Source organism: Synechococcales cyanobacterium T60_A2020_003, assembly GCA_015272205.1.
Lineage (GTDB): Bacteria > Cyanobacteriota > Cyanobacteriia > RECH01 > RECH01 > JACYMB01.
On the sequence record JACYMB010000246.1, the window covers coordinates 1 to 16437 of the forward strand.

At 49.5% G+C, this 16437-nt stretch carries 16 protein-coding genes and 1 pseudogene; 10 read left to right on the top strand and 7 right to left on the bottom strand.

Going from position 1 to position 16437, the window contains the following annotated elements:
- Positions 1–160 precede the first annotated feature (160 nt).
- Positions 161–412 (top strand): NAD-dependent epimerase/dehydratase family protein, encoded by a 252-nt coding sequence (locus IGR76_12135; GenBank protein ID MBF2079237.1) that lies wholly within the window; start codon positions 161–163, stop codon positions 410–412.
- A gap of 81 nt (positions 413–493) precedes the next feature.
- Positions 494–1009 (top strand): annotated as a pseudogene (locus IGR76_12140) (NAD-dependent epimerase/dehydratase family protein).
- Positions 1010–1024: 15 nt separating this feature from the next.
- Here IGR76_12140 and IGR76_12145 read toward each other — a convergent pair.
- Positions 1025–2101 (bottom strand): glucokinase, encoded by a 1077-nt coding sequence (locus tag IGR76_12145; GenBank protein ID MBF2079238.1) that lies wholly within the window; start codon positions 2099–2101, stop codon positions 1025–1027.
- Between the two features lie 732 nt (positions 2102–2833).
- Here IGR76_12145 and IGR76_12150 point away from each other — a divergent pair.
- Together IGR76_12150 and feoB are read left to right on the top strand one after the other, a co-directional pair.
- Entirely contained in the window at positions 2834–3097 is a 264-nt protein-coding gene (locus IGR76_12150) for a ferrous iron transport protein A (protein ID MBF2079239.1), read from the top strand.
- A gap of 70 nt (positions 3098–3167) precedes the next feature.
- On the top strand, positions 3168–5015 hold the full coding sequence (gene feoB / locus IGR76_12155) for a ferrous iron transport protein B (protein ID MBF2079240.1): 1848 nt from the start codon (positions 3168–3170) through the stop codon (positions 5013–5015).
- Between the two features lie 111 nt (positions 5016–5126).
- On the opposite strand, the gene IGR76_12160 is transcribed toward feoB, so the two are convergent.
- The 6 genes from IGR76_12160 to IGR76_12185 form a co-directional block, all read right to left on the bottom strand.
- A complete protein-coding gene (locus IGR76_12160) occupies positions 5127–5981 on the bottom strand; it encodes a neutral zinc metallopeptidase (GenBank protein MBF2079241.1) in 855 nt (284 codons plus the stop codon).
- A 224-nt stretch (positions 5982–6205) separates the two neighbouring features.
- A complete protein-coding gene (locus IGR76_12165) occupies positions 6206–7834 on the bottom strand; it encodes an ABC transporter permease subunit (protein MBF2079242.1) in 1629 nt (542 codons plus the stop codon).
- A gap of 52 nt (positions 7835–7886) precedes the next feature.
- On the bottom strand, positions 7887–8657 hold the full coding sequence (locus IGR76_12170) for a phosphonate ABC transporter ATP-binding protein (GenBank protein MBF2079243.1): 771 nt from the start codon (positions 8655–8657) through the stop codon (positions 7887–7889).
- Entirely contained in the window at positions 8657–9580 is a 924-nt protein-coding gene (locus IGR76_12175) for a putative selenate ABC transporter substrate-binding protein (GenBank protein ID MBF2079244.1), read from the bottom strand. Before IGR76_12175 ends, IGR76_12170 begins: the two co-directional genes overlap by 1 nt.
- Positions 9581–9861: 281 nt before the next feature.
- Positions 9862–9972 carry a photosystem II reaction center protein M gene (locus tag IGR76_12180; GenBank protein MBF2079245.1) on the bottom strand — a complete coding sequence of 37 codons (111 nt, stop codon included), beginning with the start codon at positions 9970–9972 and terminating at the stop codon, positions 9862–9864.
- Between the two features lie 94 nt (positions 9973–10066).
- Positions 10067–10363, bottom strand: coding sequence for a (2Fe-2S)-binding protein (locus IGR76_12185; GenBank protein MBF2079246.1), 297 nt, complete (start codon positions 10361–10363; stop codon positions 10067–10069).
- A 684-nt stretch (positions 10364–11047) separates the two neighbouring features.
- On the opposite strand from IGR76_12185, the gene psbB reads away from it, so the two are divergent.
- From psbB to IGR76_12215, 6 genes are all read left to right on the top strand, one after another.
- On the top strand, positions 11048–12583 hold the full coding sequence (gene psbB / locus IGR76_12190; protein ID MBF2079247.1) for a photosystem II chlorophyll-binding protein CP47: 1536 nt from the start codon (positions 11048–11050) through the stop codon (positions 12581–12583).
- A 134-nt stretch (positions 12584–12717) separates the two neighbouring features.
- Positions 12718–12816: a photosystem II reaction center protein T gene (locus IGR76_12195; protein MBF2079248.1), complete on the top strand. Its 99-nt coding sequence runs from the start codon at positions 12718–12720 to the stop codon at positions 12814–12816.
- Between the two features lie 338 nt (positions 12817–13154).
- The gene (nrdR, locus tag IGR76_12200; GenBank protein MBF2079249.1) at positions 13155–13670 is read left to right on the top strand and encodes a transcriptional repressor NrdR; all 516 of its coding nucleotides are present in this window, start codon (positions 13155–13157) and stop codon (positions 13668–13670) included.
- Between the two features lie 409 nt (positions 13671–14079).
- Positions 14080–14868, top strand: a complete 789-nt coding sequence (locus tag IGR76_12205) for an adenosylcobinamide-GDP ribazoletransferase (GenBank protein MBF2079250.1) — start codon at positions 14080–14082, stop codon at positions 14866–14868.
- A 41-nt stretch (positions 14869–14909) separates the two neighbouring features.
- Complete coding sequence (locus IGR76_12210; protein MBF2079251.1) at positions 14910–15320, top strand: ferredoxin; 411 nt, start codon at positions 14910–14912, stop codon at positions 15318–15320.
- 411 nt (positions 15321–15731) lie between these two features.
- On the top strand, positions 15732–16379 hold the full coding sequence (locus tag IGR76_12215; GenBank protein MBF2079252.1) for a response regulator transcription factor: 648 nt from the start codon (positions 15732–15734) through the stop codon (positions 16377–16379).
- The last annotated feature ends 58 nt before the right edge of the window (positions 16380–16437 follow it).

Consider the following 16437-nt stretch of genomic DNA (forward strand, 5'->3'; position numbering starts at 1 on the left):
AGAGCGATCTGGGGAAGCCCGCGCTCTACCCGATAGGGTGAGCGTCGGGAGGATGTCACCAGCAAAGCCAGGTTGGTCATAAATCTAAACTGTCATTAAGTTCTCACTGTCATTAAGTTCTCACTGTCATTAAGTTCTCACTCTGAAGAAGGAGGAAACCGTGAAATTAGGCACGGTTGTCGTTACTGGAGCCAATGGGCAAGTCGGACATACGCTTCTCCCAGTCCTTCAAGAACAGTGGGACGTGATCGCCTTAGTACGTTCTCCAGTATCCCTTCCAGTGATGGAGGTTATTCCAGACTGGATTCATTCGTCCAGTACCCAAGGGGCGATCGCCCAGGCCGATGCCGTTGTCCACCTCGCAGGAAGTTTAAAGCCTAAAAAGGGGGATTACGTGGGTGCAAATGTTTGAACAACCGCTGCTGTTCGATCCGCTTTAAATCCAGAAAAAAACCAGCGTGTCGTTTTTTTAAGCTATGTTGGTGCCTCAGAACAATCGTCAAACGCCTACCTATCCACCAAAGCTCAGGCGGAACGCCTCTTACTTGCGTCTAGCAATCCGGTCACGATTTTTCGCTGCACCCACATTATCGGGTCTCCCAAACGCCCTGGTTCCACTGCGGAAAGCCTGATTAGCAAGCATGGGAAAGCCGTTTCTGTGCTAGGTTCCGGACAACAGCAGGTCGCTCCTATCTGTCTAGACGACGTGGTTTCCGCCATTCTCGCAGCCCTCAATCAACCGCAGGCTGGGATCTTTGAATTGGCAGGCCCAGACGCCTTATCAATGGATGCGTTAGTTGCGCTGCTCAATGCGAATCCATCCGTGCAGATCAATCATCTCCCCCCGTGGCTTGCGAGAAAACTGCCTTGGGTTCTTCGAGATTTGCCTACGGCTCTCGTGGAGGTAATGATGGCGGATAGCCTCGGGAATTCAGATGCCGCGATCGCGACCTTTGATCTGCAACTTACGGCTTTGCACCAGATATGGGCATCGATGCCGTCGCTTTAGGGCTGTAGAACAAGCTTAACGGCGGGTGTCGAGGTACATCTGAGCCGCACAAATGCTTGCACCTATTAATCCAACTTTTGGATTCAAGACAACATGCACTGGAATTTGCTCCATCACCCCCCGTAACCGCCCTTTGGCGGTAAAGGTGCGCATAAACGTTCCATTTTGAATCAGGGGAAGAATCTTGGCAGAAATCCCGCCGGCCACATATAGCCCGCCAAAGGGCAAGATTTTGAGCGCTAAGTTTCCGGCTTCGGCTCCATAGGCTTCTACAAAGAGGCGCATGGCCTGTTCGCAGAGAAAATCATGACCTGCGACCGCCGCTTTGGAAACCTCGGCGGCCAGGTCAACGCGCTTTTCCGATTGCCCCATGTCGTGCTTCCAGGTTTTATAAATTTCGGCAAGGGCAGGGGATTCGTGATCGGGGTCGCGATCGCGCAGGAATTCATAAATCCCCACAATTCCTAATCCAGACACCACCCGCTCTACCGATACTCGATCGATGTTGTGGAGTTCTTTCAGATAGCGCAGAAGTTGAAAATCTAGTTCCGACCGTGGTGCAAAGTCGGCATGGGATCCTTCGCTGGCAAACACCTGGTAGCGTCCGCCACCAATGGGCGTGAGAAAACCTTGCCCTAGGCCCGTGCCTGCGCCAATCACGGCAATCGGTGCAGCCGGATCGGCAGGAACCGCTTGTAAGGTTTCCACATCGCGATCGGTCAGGCCAAGAACGCCAAACCCGATGGCGACAAAGTCATTAATCAGCTTGACCTTGGGAATTCCTAAATCGTCTTCAAGGCGATCGCTCGACAATGACCAACTCAAATTGGTCAGTTCAGACGTGTTGCGGACAACAGGACCTGCAATCCCAAAACAGGCAACCTCCGGTCGAATCGGCTCATGAAAGATCAGCTCCACCGCCATCAGAAACTTTTGAACCATGGGAACCAGATCCGGAAAGGACTGACTGGGATAGGTTTCCTCGTACAGAGGAGTGAACTGGGGCAGAGGTTGATGTTCGACAAACGTTGCTTTTGCAAGACGCAAAATTGTTTTTGTCCCGCCAATATCGCCCGCTAAGAGGATAGCCATTTCAATTTATTCCAATTCTCACGACGAAACGCATCATTGCAACTCACACAGCATTTTGGGATACGTTCCCACAAATGGCACGTCGGATTAGCGATCGCGGCTACTCCTTAACGTTACTTGAGGTAGACGCCTTCTCGAATGTTGACGTGCGAAGGTTCAGCAGACGGAAGCCCCGCAACGATCACTGCTCCTGACTTCCCAGGGGTTGAAAACATTCGTTTCCACTATTCTATGCGTCTTCTTTAGCAAACCTAAAGATTGAATTGCACTACAGATTTCTAGCCCCCCGATCAATAATGCCCTTATTGAGAATGAGAAGAAGATTTCAATATTTACAATCCTAAAATTTCGCAATAAGAAGATTCATCGAGGGGTTCTCATAATCATGAAAACTCTAAAGCGTTTCTACGGGGCTTTCGCCCTTTGATGAAAAAGACTCACCGCAGAGTAGGCCACTTCATGACAAATCAGACGCAGGCATGGGTACCAGGTACTCGATCCTTTCATTAAAGCTGTCCATTCGGGAACTCAGTCCTAATCAAGGGCGTATACCTTCTTTAATTATTTTGGGAAAACCTAAATAGCTATCCTATACACCCTCTATAGAGAATCTACACACCGCGAGATCCACTCCCGAGTTCTAAACTTGTTCCACAAATAAGTTCTCCATAGTCCTATGCAACCCAGATTCCATCTGATAGAATTAATGCAAATCTTTATCAATAAATCCGTATGACACTATCTGAATTACGAGCGGGTGAGACAGCCATTGTTGAGCAAGTGAACGGTGAACAGTATGATGCGGCTCTTGCCTGCCGCCTAACGGCTATGGGGATCAGCGCCAATCGTTCCGTTAAGGTGCTACGAAAAGCCATATTAGGAGGACCACTTCACATTCAGGTCGGTGCTACAACGGAGGTTGCAATTCGACGCAGAGAAGCAAATCATATTTTGGTTCGCACGGTAGAAACCCTCGAAGCATTCTGCCAAGATTAATCTGCCAGTGGTTGGATGCTGGCCTTCTGTCTGTTGACTTGACTTCAATTCTAGGTTCTAGGAAGCGTGCATGATTCAAGCGGGCAATGATCTTGGCCATGCCAGTGTGACGCAGGCGGATAATTCTGGCAAACGTATTGTCCTGATTGGTATGCCGAATACAGGCAAATCAACTTTCTTCAACCGCCTGACCAACGCCTCGGCAACGGTGGGAAACTGGCCAGGAATGACCGTTGCATTACTTCAAGCCAACGTCGTGATCGGCGGAATCCCAACTGAAGTTGTGGACTTACCCGGAATTTACAATCTCAATGGCTTCTCAGAGGACGAAGCGGTTGTCCGCCAGTTTTTAGAAAACTTTTCAGTGAATTTGATCGTGGTCGTGATGAACGCAACTCAAATCGATCGCCAAATTCGCTTACTTTTACAAGTTCAAGCCCTAGGTGTCCCGATCCTGGCGATTCTCAATATGGTCGATGAGGCTCAGAGCTACGGTATTGAGATCGATGCTGAAGAACTCGCTCGGCGTTTGAGCGTACCCGTTCTTTTGTTAAGCGCAAAGTACGGCCAGGGTTATCACAACGTTTATGCCGCGATCGCCCATGCTCTAAGACAAGAACCTGCTTCTTACCATATCCACCACCTTGAAGACCGTTTAGCCCAATTTCCAGAGCTTCCTGGGGAAACCATAGATGCGCTCTTAGTTGGTGCGGTCAAGATGCCTACTCATAGGGCGTTAAATCTCACCGCCAGCCTCGATCGGCTACTCTTACATCCTATTTTGGGGTTACCTTTATTTCTTCTCGGAATATTTCTCACCTTTTGGCTGATTTGGACCGTCGGATTGCCAGCCCAAGACGTGATGGGATGGTTAACAGGTGGATTACAAACCTATCTCATTGAGCCGCTCATTAGTCCTCTCCCCCCGGTGATCCAGGATCTGATCCTCAACGGACTTTGGAACGGGGTAGCCACCGTTGCGTCCTTTGTCCCCCTAATTCTGCTGTTCTTCGTCCTGATGGCGATTCTAGAGGATAGTGGATATCTCTCTCGCTCAGCCTATTTAATGGATGCGTTAATGGAGCGGTTGGGGTTAGATGGGCGCAGCTTTGTCATGCAAATGCTGGGGTTTGGCTGTAATGTACCTGCCCTCATGGGTACGCGCGTGATGCGATCGCGCCCTCTCCGGTTGCTGACCATGCTGATCGTGCCTTTCTCCCTCTGTTCGGCTCGACTGCAAGTATTCGTGTTTATTCTGGCAGCGGTATTTCCCGATCGGCGAGGGGCGATCGCCCTATTCTCGCTCTATCTGCTCAGCTTTCTAGTAGCCTTGCTCACAGCGGCGCTTTTCCAACGGGTCTTCAAGCATGAGGAACCCTTTGTTCTAGAATTACCCCCCTATCGGTTTCCAACCATGGGGCAAGTATTCAAAAGAAGCTGGTTAGAAGTTAGAGATTTTCTCACTCGATCCTCTGGGTTTATTCTGTTTGGCTGTGTAGCCGTGTGGATGGTGACCAACCTACCACCAGGAGCTACAGGATTAGACACCGTTGGCGGGCAAATTGGGCAGTTGTTAGATCCGGTGATGCGTCCTCTTGGGATTCCGCCCCAACTTACCCTGGCTCTGATTTTTGGATTTGTAGCGAAGGAAGTTGTTGTCGGTGCGCTAGCCGTGATCTACGGATCAACGGATGCCACTGTCAGTCAAACGATTGCGGAGCAAATCACCTTTGCCCAAGGCTACAGCTTTTGTATTTTTTGCCTCCTCTACACCCCTTGCCTAGCAACCGTAGCCACCTTGCTGAGCGAATCGAAATCCTGGAGATTTACGCTGTTTTCGGTGGGATTTTCCCTCGGCTTGGCTTGGTGCGCTAGTTTCATCTTCTACCAAAGCGTTTTACGGCTAGGTTTCACGTAATCACCGCAAAGATTAGTCCACCATGCATTGCGCTTGCAAAGGGCACGTTACCCGCAATTCTAGGAAATAGACACGCATTCCAGAATTCAGAGTTTGCTACTGGAAGGCTTTTTACAGATTTCTAGCGTCAAAGGTATTGCACTGATTCGGATCGCCCGTTTTTACTCCTTGGGTAAACCAGCGCACCCGCTGAGCCGATGTGCCGTGAGTAAAGGAATCAGGAACGGCATAGCCTTGCGCCTGTTTTTGAAGGCGATCGTCACCAATGCTGGCGGCTGCATTCAGGGCTTCTTCGATATCGCCTGGTTCCAAGCTGACGTTATCGCTTTGCTGCGTATATGCTGCCCATACCCCTGCTAAACAATCGGCCTGTAATTCTAAACGCACTGATAGCTCATTGGCTTGGACTTTGCTGCTACGTTGCTGCATTCTTTGCACCTGGTCAGAAATGCCCAGCAAGTTCTGGACATGATGGCCGACTTCATGGGCAATCACGTAGGCTTGAGCGAAGTCACCCGGCGCACCATGACGATTTTTCAGATCATCGTAGAAGCTTAGATCAATGTAGAGTTTCTGATCCAACGGGCAATAGAAAGGCCCCATCGCCGCTTGAGCATAGCCGCAACCGGATTGTACTGTTCCGGTAAACAACACTAGGGTCGGTTCCTGGTAGTTGCCACCCATTTTCCGAAAAATTTGGCTCCAAGTGTCTTCAGTGTCGGCTAACACAACGGACACAAATTCAACCAGCTCTTGCTGTTCAGGAGAATCAATCTGGGCGCTGGGAGGCGCACTCGTGGTGACCTGAGATGCCTGATCTAGGACAATGCTAGGATCTCCACCGAGGAGGGCAATGATTACGGCTAAGATGATCATGCCAATGCCGCCACCGACAACTGGAACGCCTACGCTTCGTCCGCGCCGATCTTCGACATTGCTGCTCCTGCGTCCCATTTGCCAACGCATAATAAATCTCCTGTGTTTTAGAAGTCCACAATCTGTTACTGCTAAAAACAGATGGTTTTAACGAAAACTGCTGAATATAGTCTAAAAATAGTGCTTTTGAATAAGACACAGCCTAGTCAGCACCCTGATTTTAGAGCAATAGAGGCGGCATTTCAGCAATCTTCATGCTTTGTTTCCAATTAGGCATCGTACGAGGTTTTGCCTTCCCCTGACGGAAGATGCGCTTACCGCAGCGATCGCCGTGCCGATTGACTCACCCAATCCACCGCAAAGGTGAGCAGTACAAAGCATGCTAAGGTAACAACCACACTCGAATAGTCAAAACTGCTGAGTTGCTCGGTCAGCAATCGTCCCAAGCCTCCTGCTCCGACTAATCCTACGATTACCGTTTCGCGCATACAGACTTCCCACCGATAGAGAATGTAGGCCAGAAATTTAGTGAAGTTGATGGGAAGCACACCGTACAGCAGGACAAGCGGTGAGGATGCGCCCTGTGCTTGCAGGGCTATCAACGGACGCTGATCGAGGTTTTCGTTGACCTCCGCCATGAGTCGCCCCAGAATGCCCAAGTTATGAATCCCTAGAGCGATCGCTCCTGGCAAAATACCGGGAAAGATCACATACAAAATCACCAGTGCCCAGATCGGAGCTGGAATCGCCCGACAGACCAATAGCGTGAACCGACTCCCGATCAGCGTTAGCCAAGCCCCCGCGCGACGACGTCCCGCCATACGCCCCGAACTAAAAAGCCCCCCCGGCAGAAAAAACGTCCGCGCCGCCGGAAACGAGAACAGGATGCTGCCAACGCCTGCAAGGGCGATCGCCAGAATTGACATGGCAACCGTTTGCCAGGACAGGATTAGGAGCGATCGCCCTTCGGACAGTTCAAACGTTGGTGGAAATGCATCCTCTCCCATCGCTTGTAAAAGCGTGAATGTGCGCGGTGACCAGAGTTTACTGGCGTCAGCCCCAACACTCCAAAAGCACAGGGGAATTAGCACTGCTAAACCCACTAATGTCAGCACGATCCATGGATCACGAATCGACACCATCCGTCGCCATCCCTGCGTTTTTTTCAGGTTGAAATCCAGCCGACTAGGGGAACCAAGGTGATGTCGAAGTAGCGCACTCAGCACATCGACCGTTCCATTGAGCAAAATCAGCGCATAAAACAGCGTCCACAGTTGCTCATATCGCAGCGATTGCAAACTCAGAAAAATTTCGTAACCTAATCCGCCCGCACCAATAATGCCCAACACCGCCGCCGACCGGATCGAGCACTCAAAGCGGTAAAAGGTATAGGACAGCAGGTTCAAAAATGCCTGGGGTAGGAGGGTATAGGCAAAAGCCGTTAACGGAGCAACGCCGCTGTTCAGGAGCGCATCAAGAGGCTCGCGCGGCGTTTCGTCTAAAATTTCTGAGAATATCTTGGCGACGATCGCACCGTAGGGAAGGGCGATCGCCAAAATTCCCACTAGGGGATCAAGCCCCAGAATGTTGATGAAAAAGAGTCCCCAAATCAGTTCATGAATCGCCCGGGGAAGTGCCAAAGCGGATCGGATCGCGCCCCAAAAACAGCGACGGTAAGGCTGACGGGGTAGCACTGCATCCCACCAGATTTCCGAAGCCAAAATGCCACCCAAAATGCCTAAACCTACACTTAGTACCGTACCGCAAACGGCATAGGCCAACGTTACCCAGGTCGCTGCCCAAACGATTGGCAGAAATTCAGCGCTAGTATCCGGATGCAGGCTAGCCTGGAGAAATCCTTCCAGTTGAGGCAAGCCTCCAGGGTTAAACAGTTCCTTGCCAAAAACACCTGCCGTGACTAGCGAGAAGGCGATCGCCCCAATGAATCCCCCGATCCAGAGCGTTCGAGCTGTCAAGAGTGGCGGACGGGGTAGGCTAGCGGTTGTCACCGGATTCTCCCAGACGGTACAAATCGGTCAGCATCTCCGGGGCGATCGCCGCTGTCGGTGCATCAAACTGAAGGCGTCCATCCCGCAAACCCATGACGCGATCGCAAAACTCCAGTGCCAGATCGACAGAGTGCAAACTCACCACTAAGGTTTTGCCCGATTCTTTCACCAAATCACTGAGAAGCTGCATCACCTCGCGACTGCGCTGAGGATCGAGGCTAGACACGGGTTCATCGGCTAGGATTACGAGGGGATTTTGTACCAAAACACGGGCGATCGCCACTCGTTGCTGTTGTCCCCCCGATAGTTGATCGGTGCGCGTGTAAATTTTTTCGGGAATACCTACGCGTTCTAAGGCTTGCAGGGCTATACCAACCTCTTGGGGATAAATCAACGACAGCATCGCCTTCAAAAACGACCAGCGCCCCAAATGTCCTGCATTGACGTTATGGATCACTTGCAGCGTATCCACCAAATGCAACTGTTGGTAAATCGTACCGATGTGCCGCTGCACCCGCCGCAACTGACGAGGGGAAAGTTGTCCTAGGGAATAGCCTAAGGCCAGAACCTCTCCCTCGGTTGGATACAAAGTTCCATTTAGCAACCGCAACAGCGTACTTTTTCCCACCCCGCTTGACCCAACTAGCGCGACCCGCTCTCCCTCAAAAATCTGAAACGACAGATTCGCCAACGCTGGGAACCCTCCGAACCGCTGGTTCACCTGCCGCACCTCAAACATCGGGGGTTTCTGCACCATTACTGGATCTTACCGATTTCGCGTCCTACCGCTTCGATCTGCTCATAGTTGGCGTTCTCCGTGGAAATGAACTTTTCCGCGCCAAAGAGTTCTAAGATCTCTGCTTCGTCGGGATTGTTTGGATCTAGGGCCATCAGAGCCGCCTGTACCCGCTCTACAAAGTCCTCCCCATAGCGCTCCTTCACTGCTGGGTTAATCACCCAGTGGTAGTCAAAGTAGGCTGGAGTCCGCCAGATGACCTGTACGTTTGAGGGATCAACCGTGCCATCTTCCACGCGGCTATTCCAAACTTGCTCATTCATTACCCCCGCATCGTAGGTTCCGGCTTGCACCAGTTCCAGCGTCGCGTCATGGGATTGAGAAAACCCAACGTCTCCCTTAAAGTCTTCTAACCTCACGCCCGCCTCATCTAAAAAGTACTGGGGCATTAATCGTCCAGAGGTTGAAGACTCGCTCCCAAAGGTGAAGGTATGCCCTTTTAGGGTCGTCAGTTCATTAATATCCGTAATCGGCTGAATGCCACTTGCGGTGTTGGCAATGAAAACACTATGGAAATTAGCGTCAATATCCCGCTGGGCGATCGCCTCCGCACCTGGCACCTGCAAGCGCGCCTGTACCCCTGTCAATCCACCGAACCACACCATGTCCAAATCCCCAACTTTAAACGCAGTGACCGCAGCGGCGTAGTCCGTCACAGGTTTATAGTCCACGGGAACACCCAGTTCAGACTCCAAGTAATCCGCTAGCTTGCTGTAGAGTCGCTGCAACTTTTCCGGATCTTGATCTGGAATAGCGCCCGTCACAAAGGGTTGAACATTTTCAGAGGTAGGTGCCGTTGGTTCTAAATCGGGAGTCGAAGACGGGGTACAGGCTGCTAAGGGAAGCAACACTGCCGCTGCCAGGATAAAAAGCCGGTTTTTCATACATGCATCTCAGGTGAGGCTACAAAACCTAGCATTCTATGGTGATGGAAGGTAAATGGCAATCAAAATGGGCGATCGCCTCTTCAAACATCACGGAAGCATATTCATACCCATAGGAAAGGAGCTAGAAATAAAAGTCTCTGCTCCTTCTTGATATAACAAAAATGAATCCCTAGCGTGACATCAAAGCGCTGTAAACTCCAACAACGTAGACGTAAATGCCTCAGTAGGTCAACGCTTTCCTATGTCCATTATCTTGATGAAATCACTCCAGCAAAACGCTACTTGCTAGCCTTGCTGCTTGCAGTCTGGATATAGAGAATCACCAAAAACAGGCTTGGAATTAGTACAAAGAGGATTGTTGCTAAAAACCCTAAGTCGTTCGTTTGCATTGAACCTAGCCTCTGCTATCGCTTTAAAAAATGGACTAAATCTAAGCTTAAGGATATCATTCGCCGCTACACTTCCGGTACGTTTTTTGAAGACCTATGGCTTGGTTTTAATGCTGACCGCCCCGTTCACAAGCGTTTGACAGGCAAGACGATAGGTGTCAGGCTTACGCTTTAGCTTGCGGTTTTCAGCATCCGTGCGAGGCGAAAGATTTTCCATACCGTCCACAACCTCAATAATACATGTACCACACTGACCATACCCGCCGCAGTTCAGCAACTTTCCTTTCAATGTGTATATATCAATACCATTCTCCATGGCTTTGAGTCTCAGATTGGCTCCGTCAGCAGCAACAACCTCTTTCCCCTCTTTGACAAAATTAATAACTGTCATAAATATCCAAGTTCTCTGTACAGGTAGTGAGCAACAGACGTAGAGTTCAGGCAAAATCATCCTACCAAGGTTAGTGCCAAAGCCACTCTTCATCAGTGAATGCAGCAAGAACAAAAAACCTCAGAAATTATTCATCACCTGCGTCTGAAGAAACAAATTGGGCAAGAGAGCCAGCGCAGCTCGTCTTCGCAGAGCGGCTACAGCCTTCAAACTGTAGACCGCAACTTTGTTGGACTAGCAACCAACTTGCTTTGAAAGACCATTTTACAAACTTTTGTAACGAAATCGACTCTTCGATCGTGTCCAATCCCATATCGGATTTTCAATGTAGCTATCCTCGTATAGGTCTTGGCGTTAGTATTCACAATGCCCGAAAAAGCGTTTACGTCAGTCTTTGAGGGTGTTCAACTGACAAGTCTAAATCTCGCGCCCCCCAAGGTTGCTTAGACTTGACCCTTGAAATCAGGACTCAATTTATGGAACACTTCTTTATACACATTCATTTTTACAAACCCGTTGTCAAACTACTAAACTTGCTCTAATCCCATTAGAACAGTTAGGTCGGTAGCTTGAGAGCATTCTAGATGTAGGGTGGTTTCTGCACAGGCTTTGTCAGTGTAGAAATCTCAGCGAAATGCTTAAGAGAGTGTTGAAACACATAGATTTGTAGGAGGAGCGTAGTCGATGGGACTACCCTGGTATCGAGTGCACACTGTGGTCTTGAATGACCCAGGGCGCCTAATTGCAGTGCACCTAATGCACACAGCACTAGTGGCAGGTTGGGCTGGCTCAATGGCATTGTATGAGCTGGCTGTTTATGATCCGAGCGATCCAGTTCTCAATCCCATGTGGCGGCAAGGAATGTTCGTGCTTCCATTCATGTCTAGATTGGGTGTGACTGGATCTTGGGCAGGCTGGAGCGTAACGGGAGAAACTGGAGTTGATCCCGGATTCTGGTCATTTGAAGGCGTAGCCGTCGCTCACATTGTTCTGTCTGGCCTGCTGTTCTTGGCAGCTTGCTGGCACTGGGTTTACTGGGATCTAGAACTGTTCAGAGATCCTCGGACTGGCGAACCTGCCTTAGATCTGCCCAAGATGTTTGGGATCCACTTGTTCTTATCTGGTCTTCTCTGCTTCGGATTCGGTGCATTTCACCTCACCGGCCTGTTTGGGCCAGGAATGTGGGTATCTGACCCATATGGTCTGACGGGTAGTGTTCAGCCGGTAGCTCCAGCCTGGGGACCAGAAGGATTTGACCCCTTCAATCCTGGCGGTATCGTGGCTCATCACATTGCCGCAGGTATTGTTGGCATCATTGCTGGACTTTTTCACCTTATCGTTCGTCCCCCTGAGCGTCTGTTTAAGGCACTGCGGATGGGGAACATCGAAACTGTACTATCCAGCAGTATTGCAGCCGTGTTTTTTGCGGCCTTTGTTGTCGCAGGTACGATGTGGTACGGCAGTGCCGCTACGCCCATCGAGCTGTTTGGACCCACCCGCTACCAGTGGGATCAGGGATACTTCCAGCAGGAAATTGAGCGTCGCGTACAGGCTAGTGTTGCTGACGGCGATACTTATGCGCAGGCTTGGGAAGCTATTCCCGAGAAACTGGCTTTTTATGACTATGTCGGCAACAGCCCTGCGAAGGGTGGTTTGTTCCGTGTAGGGCCGATGGTCAAGGGTGATGGTATTGCCCAAGGCTGGCTAGGTCACCCTGTCTTCAAGGATGCTGAGGGTCGTGAGCTAAGCGTTCGTCGCCTACCGAACTTCTTTGAAACATTCCCGGTTGTGCTGACGGATGCTGATGGAATTGTTCGTGCTGACATTCCGTTCCGTCGTGCTGAATCCAAGTACAGCATTGAGCAGACGGGTGTGACGGTTGCCTTCTATGGTGGGGAACTTGATGGTCAAACCTTTACGGATCCGGCGTCTGTTAAGCGTTTTGCTCGTAAAGCTCAGCTTGGTGAACCGTTTGAGTTTGATACGGAAACGCTGAATTCGGACGGCGTCTTCCGCACCAGCACCCGTGGTTGGTTCACATTTGGTCACGCAGTATTTGCACTTCTCTTCTTCTTCGGTCATATCTGGCATGGTTCTCGGACTCTGTTCCGCGACGTGTTTGCAGGTATTGACCCCGAGCTTTCGGAAGAGCAAGTCGAGTGGGGTTTCTACCAGAAAGTGGGTGACAAGTCTACTCGTCGTACCGAAAAGGCTGTTTAGTCTCATTTAGGAACGGCTTAGACATTTGGAATGGTCTGCAAGTATCATTAAGCAATGTTTAGCTGAGATTTCTTGTTAGACCATTCCATGATTTACCTGTAGACTATTTATATGACTGAGTGAGAGATTAATCGATGGAAAGTATCGCTTATATTCTTGTCCTTGTCGGAGCACTAGCTGTTTTGTTCTTTGCGATCGCCTTCCGCGAGCCACCCCGCATCACTAAAGACTAGGCTTTTTAAGTGAGATTTATTCGATGAGCTAACAAGGTTGTGAAAGTGTCGAATGTGAGTCGTCTCCCAACAGCCCGTTAGCTCTTTCTCACTTGATAAAAAGGATTGGATTTCCCGATAATCTTTTTGATCAAGCAGCTTTTCGGGTCAACTTACCGATGTTTAAGTGTCAGTTGCTAAGCTAGCTTTGATCGAGTCGAAGTTTTGATATTGACTATATATATTTAACTGTTGGTTTCAAATTCTTCATTTCAGTAATTTGTTTTTAGTGAAGATAGCAAGGCTTAGTTGTTGTGCATACCTGCAAGTTGATCTAGCGTGACTGGGGGGCGGTTGTTATGCGATGTCCATTCTGCCAATTTCCAGACAACCGTGTTCTGGAGTCCAGATCAGCGGAGTCCGGTCAAAGCGTTAGGCGTAGGCGCGAATGTCTAAGGTGTGGTCGGCGTTTTACGACTTACGAACGCATCGAATTTGTGCCTGTGACTGTGCTCAAGCGAAGTAACGAGCGTGAGTCTTTTGATCGTTCGAAGCTTTTAAGAGGAATTGTGCGTGCCTGTGAGAAAACAGATGTGAGTCCGGCTCGCATTGAAGCACTAGTGGATGAGATTGAGTCTGAATTGCAACAGCGCACCACACGGGAAGTATCCAGCACAGAAATTGGCGAACTTGTTCTAGAACGATTGCAAAGTTTGAACGAGGTTGCCTATGTGCGCTTTGCATCCGTACATCGACAGTTTCAAGGTATCCGTGACTTTGTTGAAGCACTCAATCACCTACAGAAGAACGCCGCTCACAATGAGGGTGAAACTGTGAGCTATCCGGAACCGTCTCCCATCGCTGTACGTTCATGACCGTTTGAAATTCACAGAGACTCTAGCTCAGATCAGTAGACTACAAACCTTGTTTGGCTCCCCCTAGCCTCCCTTATAAAAGGGAGGAACCGAGCCGGAGATGGCTTGAACTTCTCTTTCTATGGACGCAAGGCGTCTTCCCGAAGGGTAAGGCGATTGAGGGGGGCAAAGCCAGGGTTCATTGTGAAGCATGCCTATTTTCGATCTACTGAAGATACACATCTCGTGAGGAGACGTCCCTGCTATTCAACCGCTATTCTTTGATGGATAGCTCCTAGATACGGAAACTTCTAGGCGAGTTGGCGAAATTCCCCTCAGTTTTGATCATCTGAAAACCATTACAAAATTGGAAGTTGAGCAATCGCCCTTACTAGAGCGATCGCCCTTAAAGTTTGTTATGTCCGATGAAATGCCTAGGGTTCTAAACGCCAAGTGGACTGATCGTTTGTTAGAGTCGCCTCGTCGGATTGCTGCGGCTCTCGCGTTTTATACTTGTTTACCGATTCCTGGAATTGCCACCTTAGATTTTCAATACGTGGCTCGGAGTGCATCCCTCACGGGCTTGATCATCGGCGTAATGTTATCAGGTTTGGACACCGTATTACAAACGCTCCATACCCCACGGTTTCTAGAGAATGTTCTCATCAGTTTGACCTGGGTTGGTATAACGGGAGGTCTACATCTCGATGGCGCAATGGACACAGCCGACGGCCTATCTGTTCAAGATCCCGATCGTCGCTTGCAAGTGATGGCAGATAGTGTCACGGGTGCCTTTGGTGCAATGGCCGCTATCGCGATCCTGCTGATCAAAGTTGCTGCGCTTACAGATTTAACTCAAGGTCGTATCTGGGCACTAATTCTAGTACCCGCCTGGGCAAGATGGGGGCAGCAAATGGCGATCGCATCCTACCCTTACCTTAAGGCCGAAGGTAAAGGCGCGTTCCATAAGCAAGCCTTGCCCTCAATCCACCACGCATGGCCATGGGCATTGCTGCTAGCTGGCTTAGGTCTAGTTATGCCTGTCACTAGTTCGATGATGTCCGTATTGGGTTCTTTTACGTGTGGGGCGATCGCCTTGGGGTGGGGTGCATGGTTTCATCAGAAATTAGGTGGCCATACCGGAGATACTTATGGAGCCGTGGTTGAATGGACAGAAGCCCTCAGTCTTGGGGCGATCGCCATACTCGCCGCTCAGTAGGGCACAATGAGCTTAGTAATAGAGCTTTCTCGTTATCCGTCATGAGTGCAGTCCCCGACTCTCAATCGCCCGACTCCCTATCCGCTTGCGTTAAGGCGCTCGGTCTATCCCAGATTGAACGTCATATATTTATTTGTGCCGATCAGACTGTTCCTAAATGTTGCGATAAGGCCGAAAGCCTGGTGGCGTGGGATTACCTTAAAAAACGACTGAAAGAACTTGATCTGGATCGTCCGACTCAAGAGCATCCCACATGTATTTTTCGTACCAAGGCAAACTGTTTACGAGTTTGTCAACAAGGGCCTATTCTCTTGGTTTATCCCGACGGTGTCTGGTATCGTAACGCGACGCCAGAGGTCATTGAGCGCATTATCCAAGAACACGTACTGGGCGATCGCATTGTGGAAGAATTTGTTTTTCATCGCCATGTATTGTCTGCGGTAGTCGAATAGGTAAAGTATGAGCCTGTTGACACCTTGGTCAGCCCTTGAATACGGAATACGTCAAGAAACGCAACATTCTGTTCTCAGACGTACTGTTAAGGATAGTATTTGATTTAGGAAAAGCCCTATACTTTATCATGGGAGGTGCTAAGTACACATCGGCGAATTCACGGGTGTTTAGTTGGCTATCATGCATACAAGTAGATTTTCTGAACGTCTAAGCTACCCTACTTGTACCTTGGATAAATAGAAAACTCGCTTGATGTCCTTTCTCCATGCGGGGTGACATTAAATAGCATGAGTAAGCGCGCGAAAATATCCGGAATCAGCCCTAAACTAAATGAAAGCTAAGTTTGTGCATCTTTCTGGAGCTTGTTTGAAACCTTGAGTGAACATTTTAAGGAGCGGCGAGAGTTAAACATGAAAGAGAACAGCGTCGGAGATAAAAAGCGTCTGATGCTAATCGATGATGACCCCAATCTCATCATGTTAGTCAAAGACTATCTCGAGTTTCGTGGATATGAGGTGACGACGGCTGAGAACGGACGTGAAGCTCTTGAAATCCTAGAAAATGATATTCCGGATCTCATTATCTGCGATGTCATGATGCCTGAAATGGATGGTTACTCCTTTGTAGAACATGTTCGGCAAGATGCCCGAACTAACTGGGTACCTGTTTTATTTCTTTCTGCCAAAGGTCAAAGTCAAGATAAGGTCAAAGGCTTGAATACTGGCGCAGACGTCTACATGGTCAAGCCTTTTGAGCCTGAAGAATTGGTTGCTCAGGTGGAGTCGTCATTGAAGCAAGCCGATCGCCTCGCAAAACACAAAGATAAGGGGGTTGAAAATCGTCCAACGATTCAAGTTCCTTTCGACGTAGAGTTAACGCCCACTGAACTTAAAGTAGTGCAATACGTAGCCCGTGGTATGGCAAATCGTGAAATTGCAGCAGATCTAAACGTGAGCCAACGCACGATTGAAAGTCATGTTAGCAATATGCTAGGCAAAACGGGACTGCATAACCGCACTGAACTGGCACGCTGGGCCATTGAAAACGATATGGCGTAACTTTTTGAATGCTTGCCTCGCGATGGGTAGAGCGATCGCACGTTTGTTCGCCATAAGA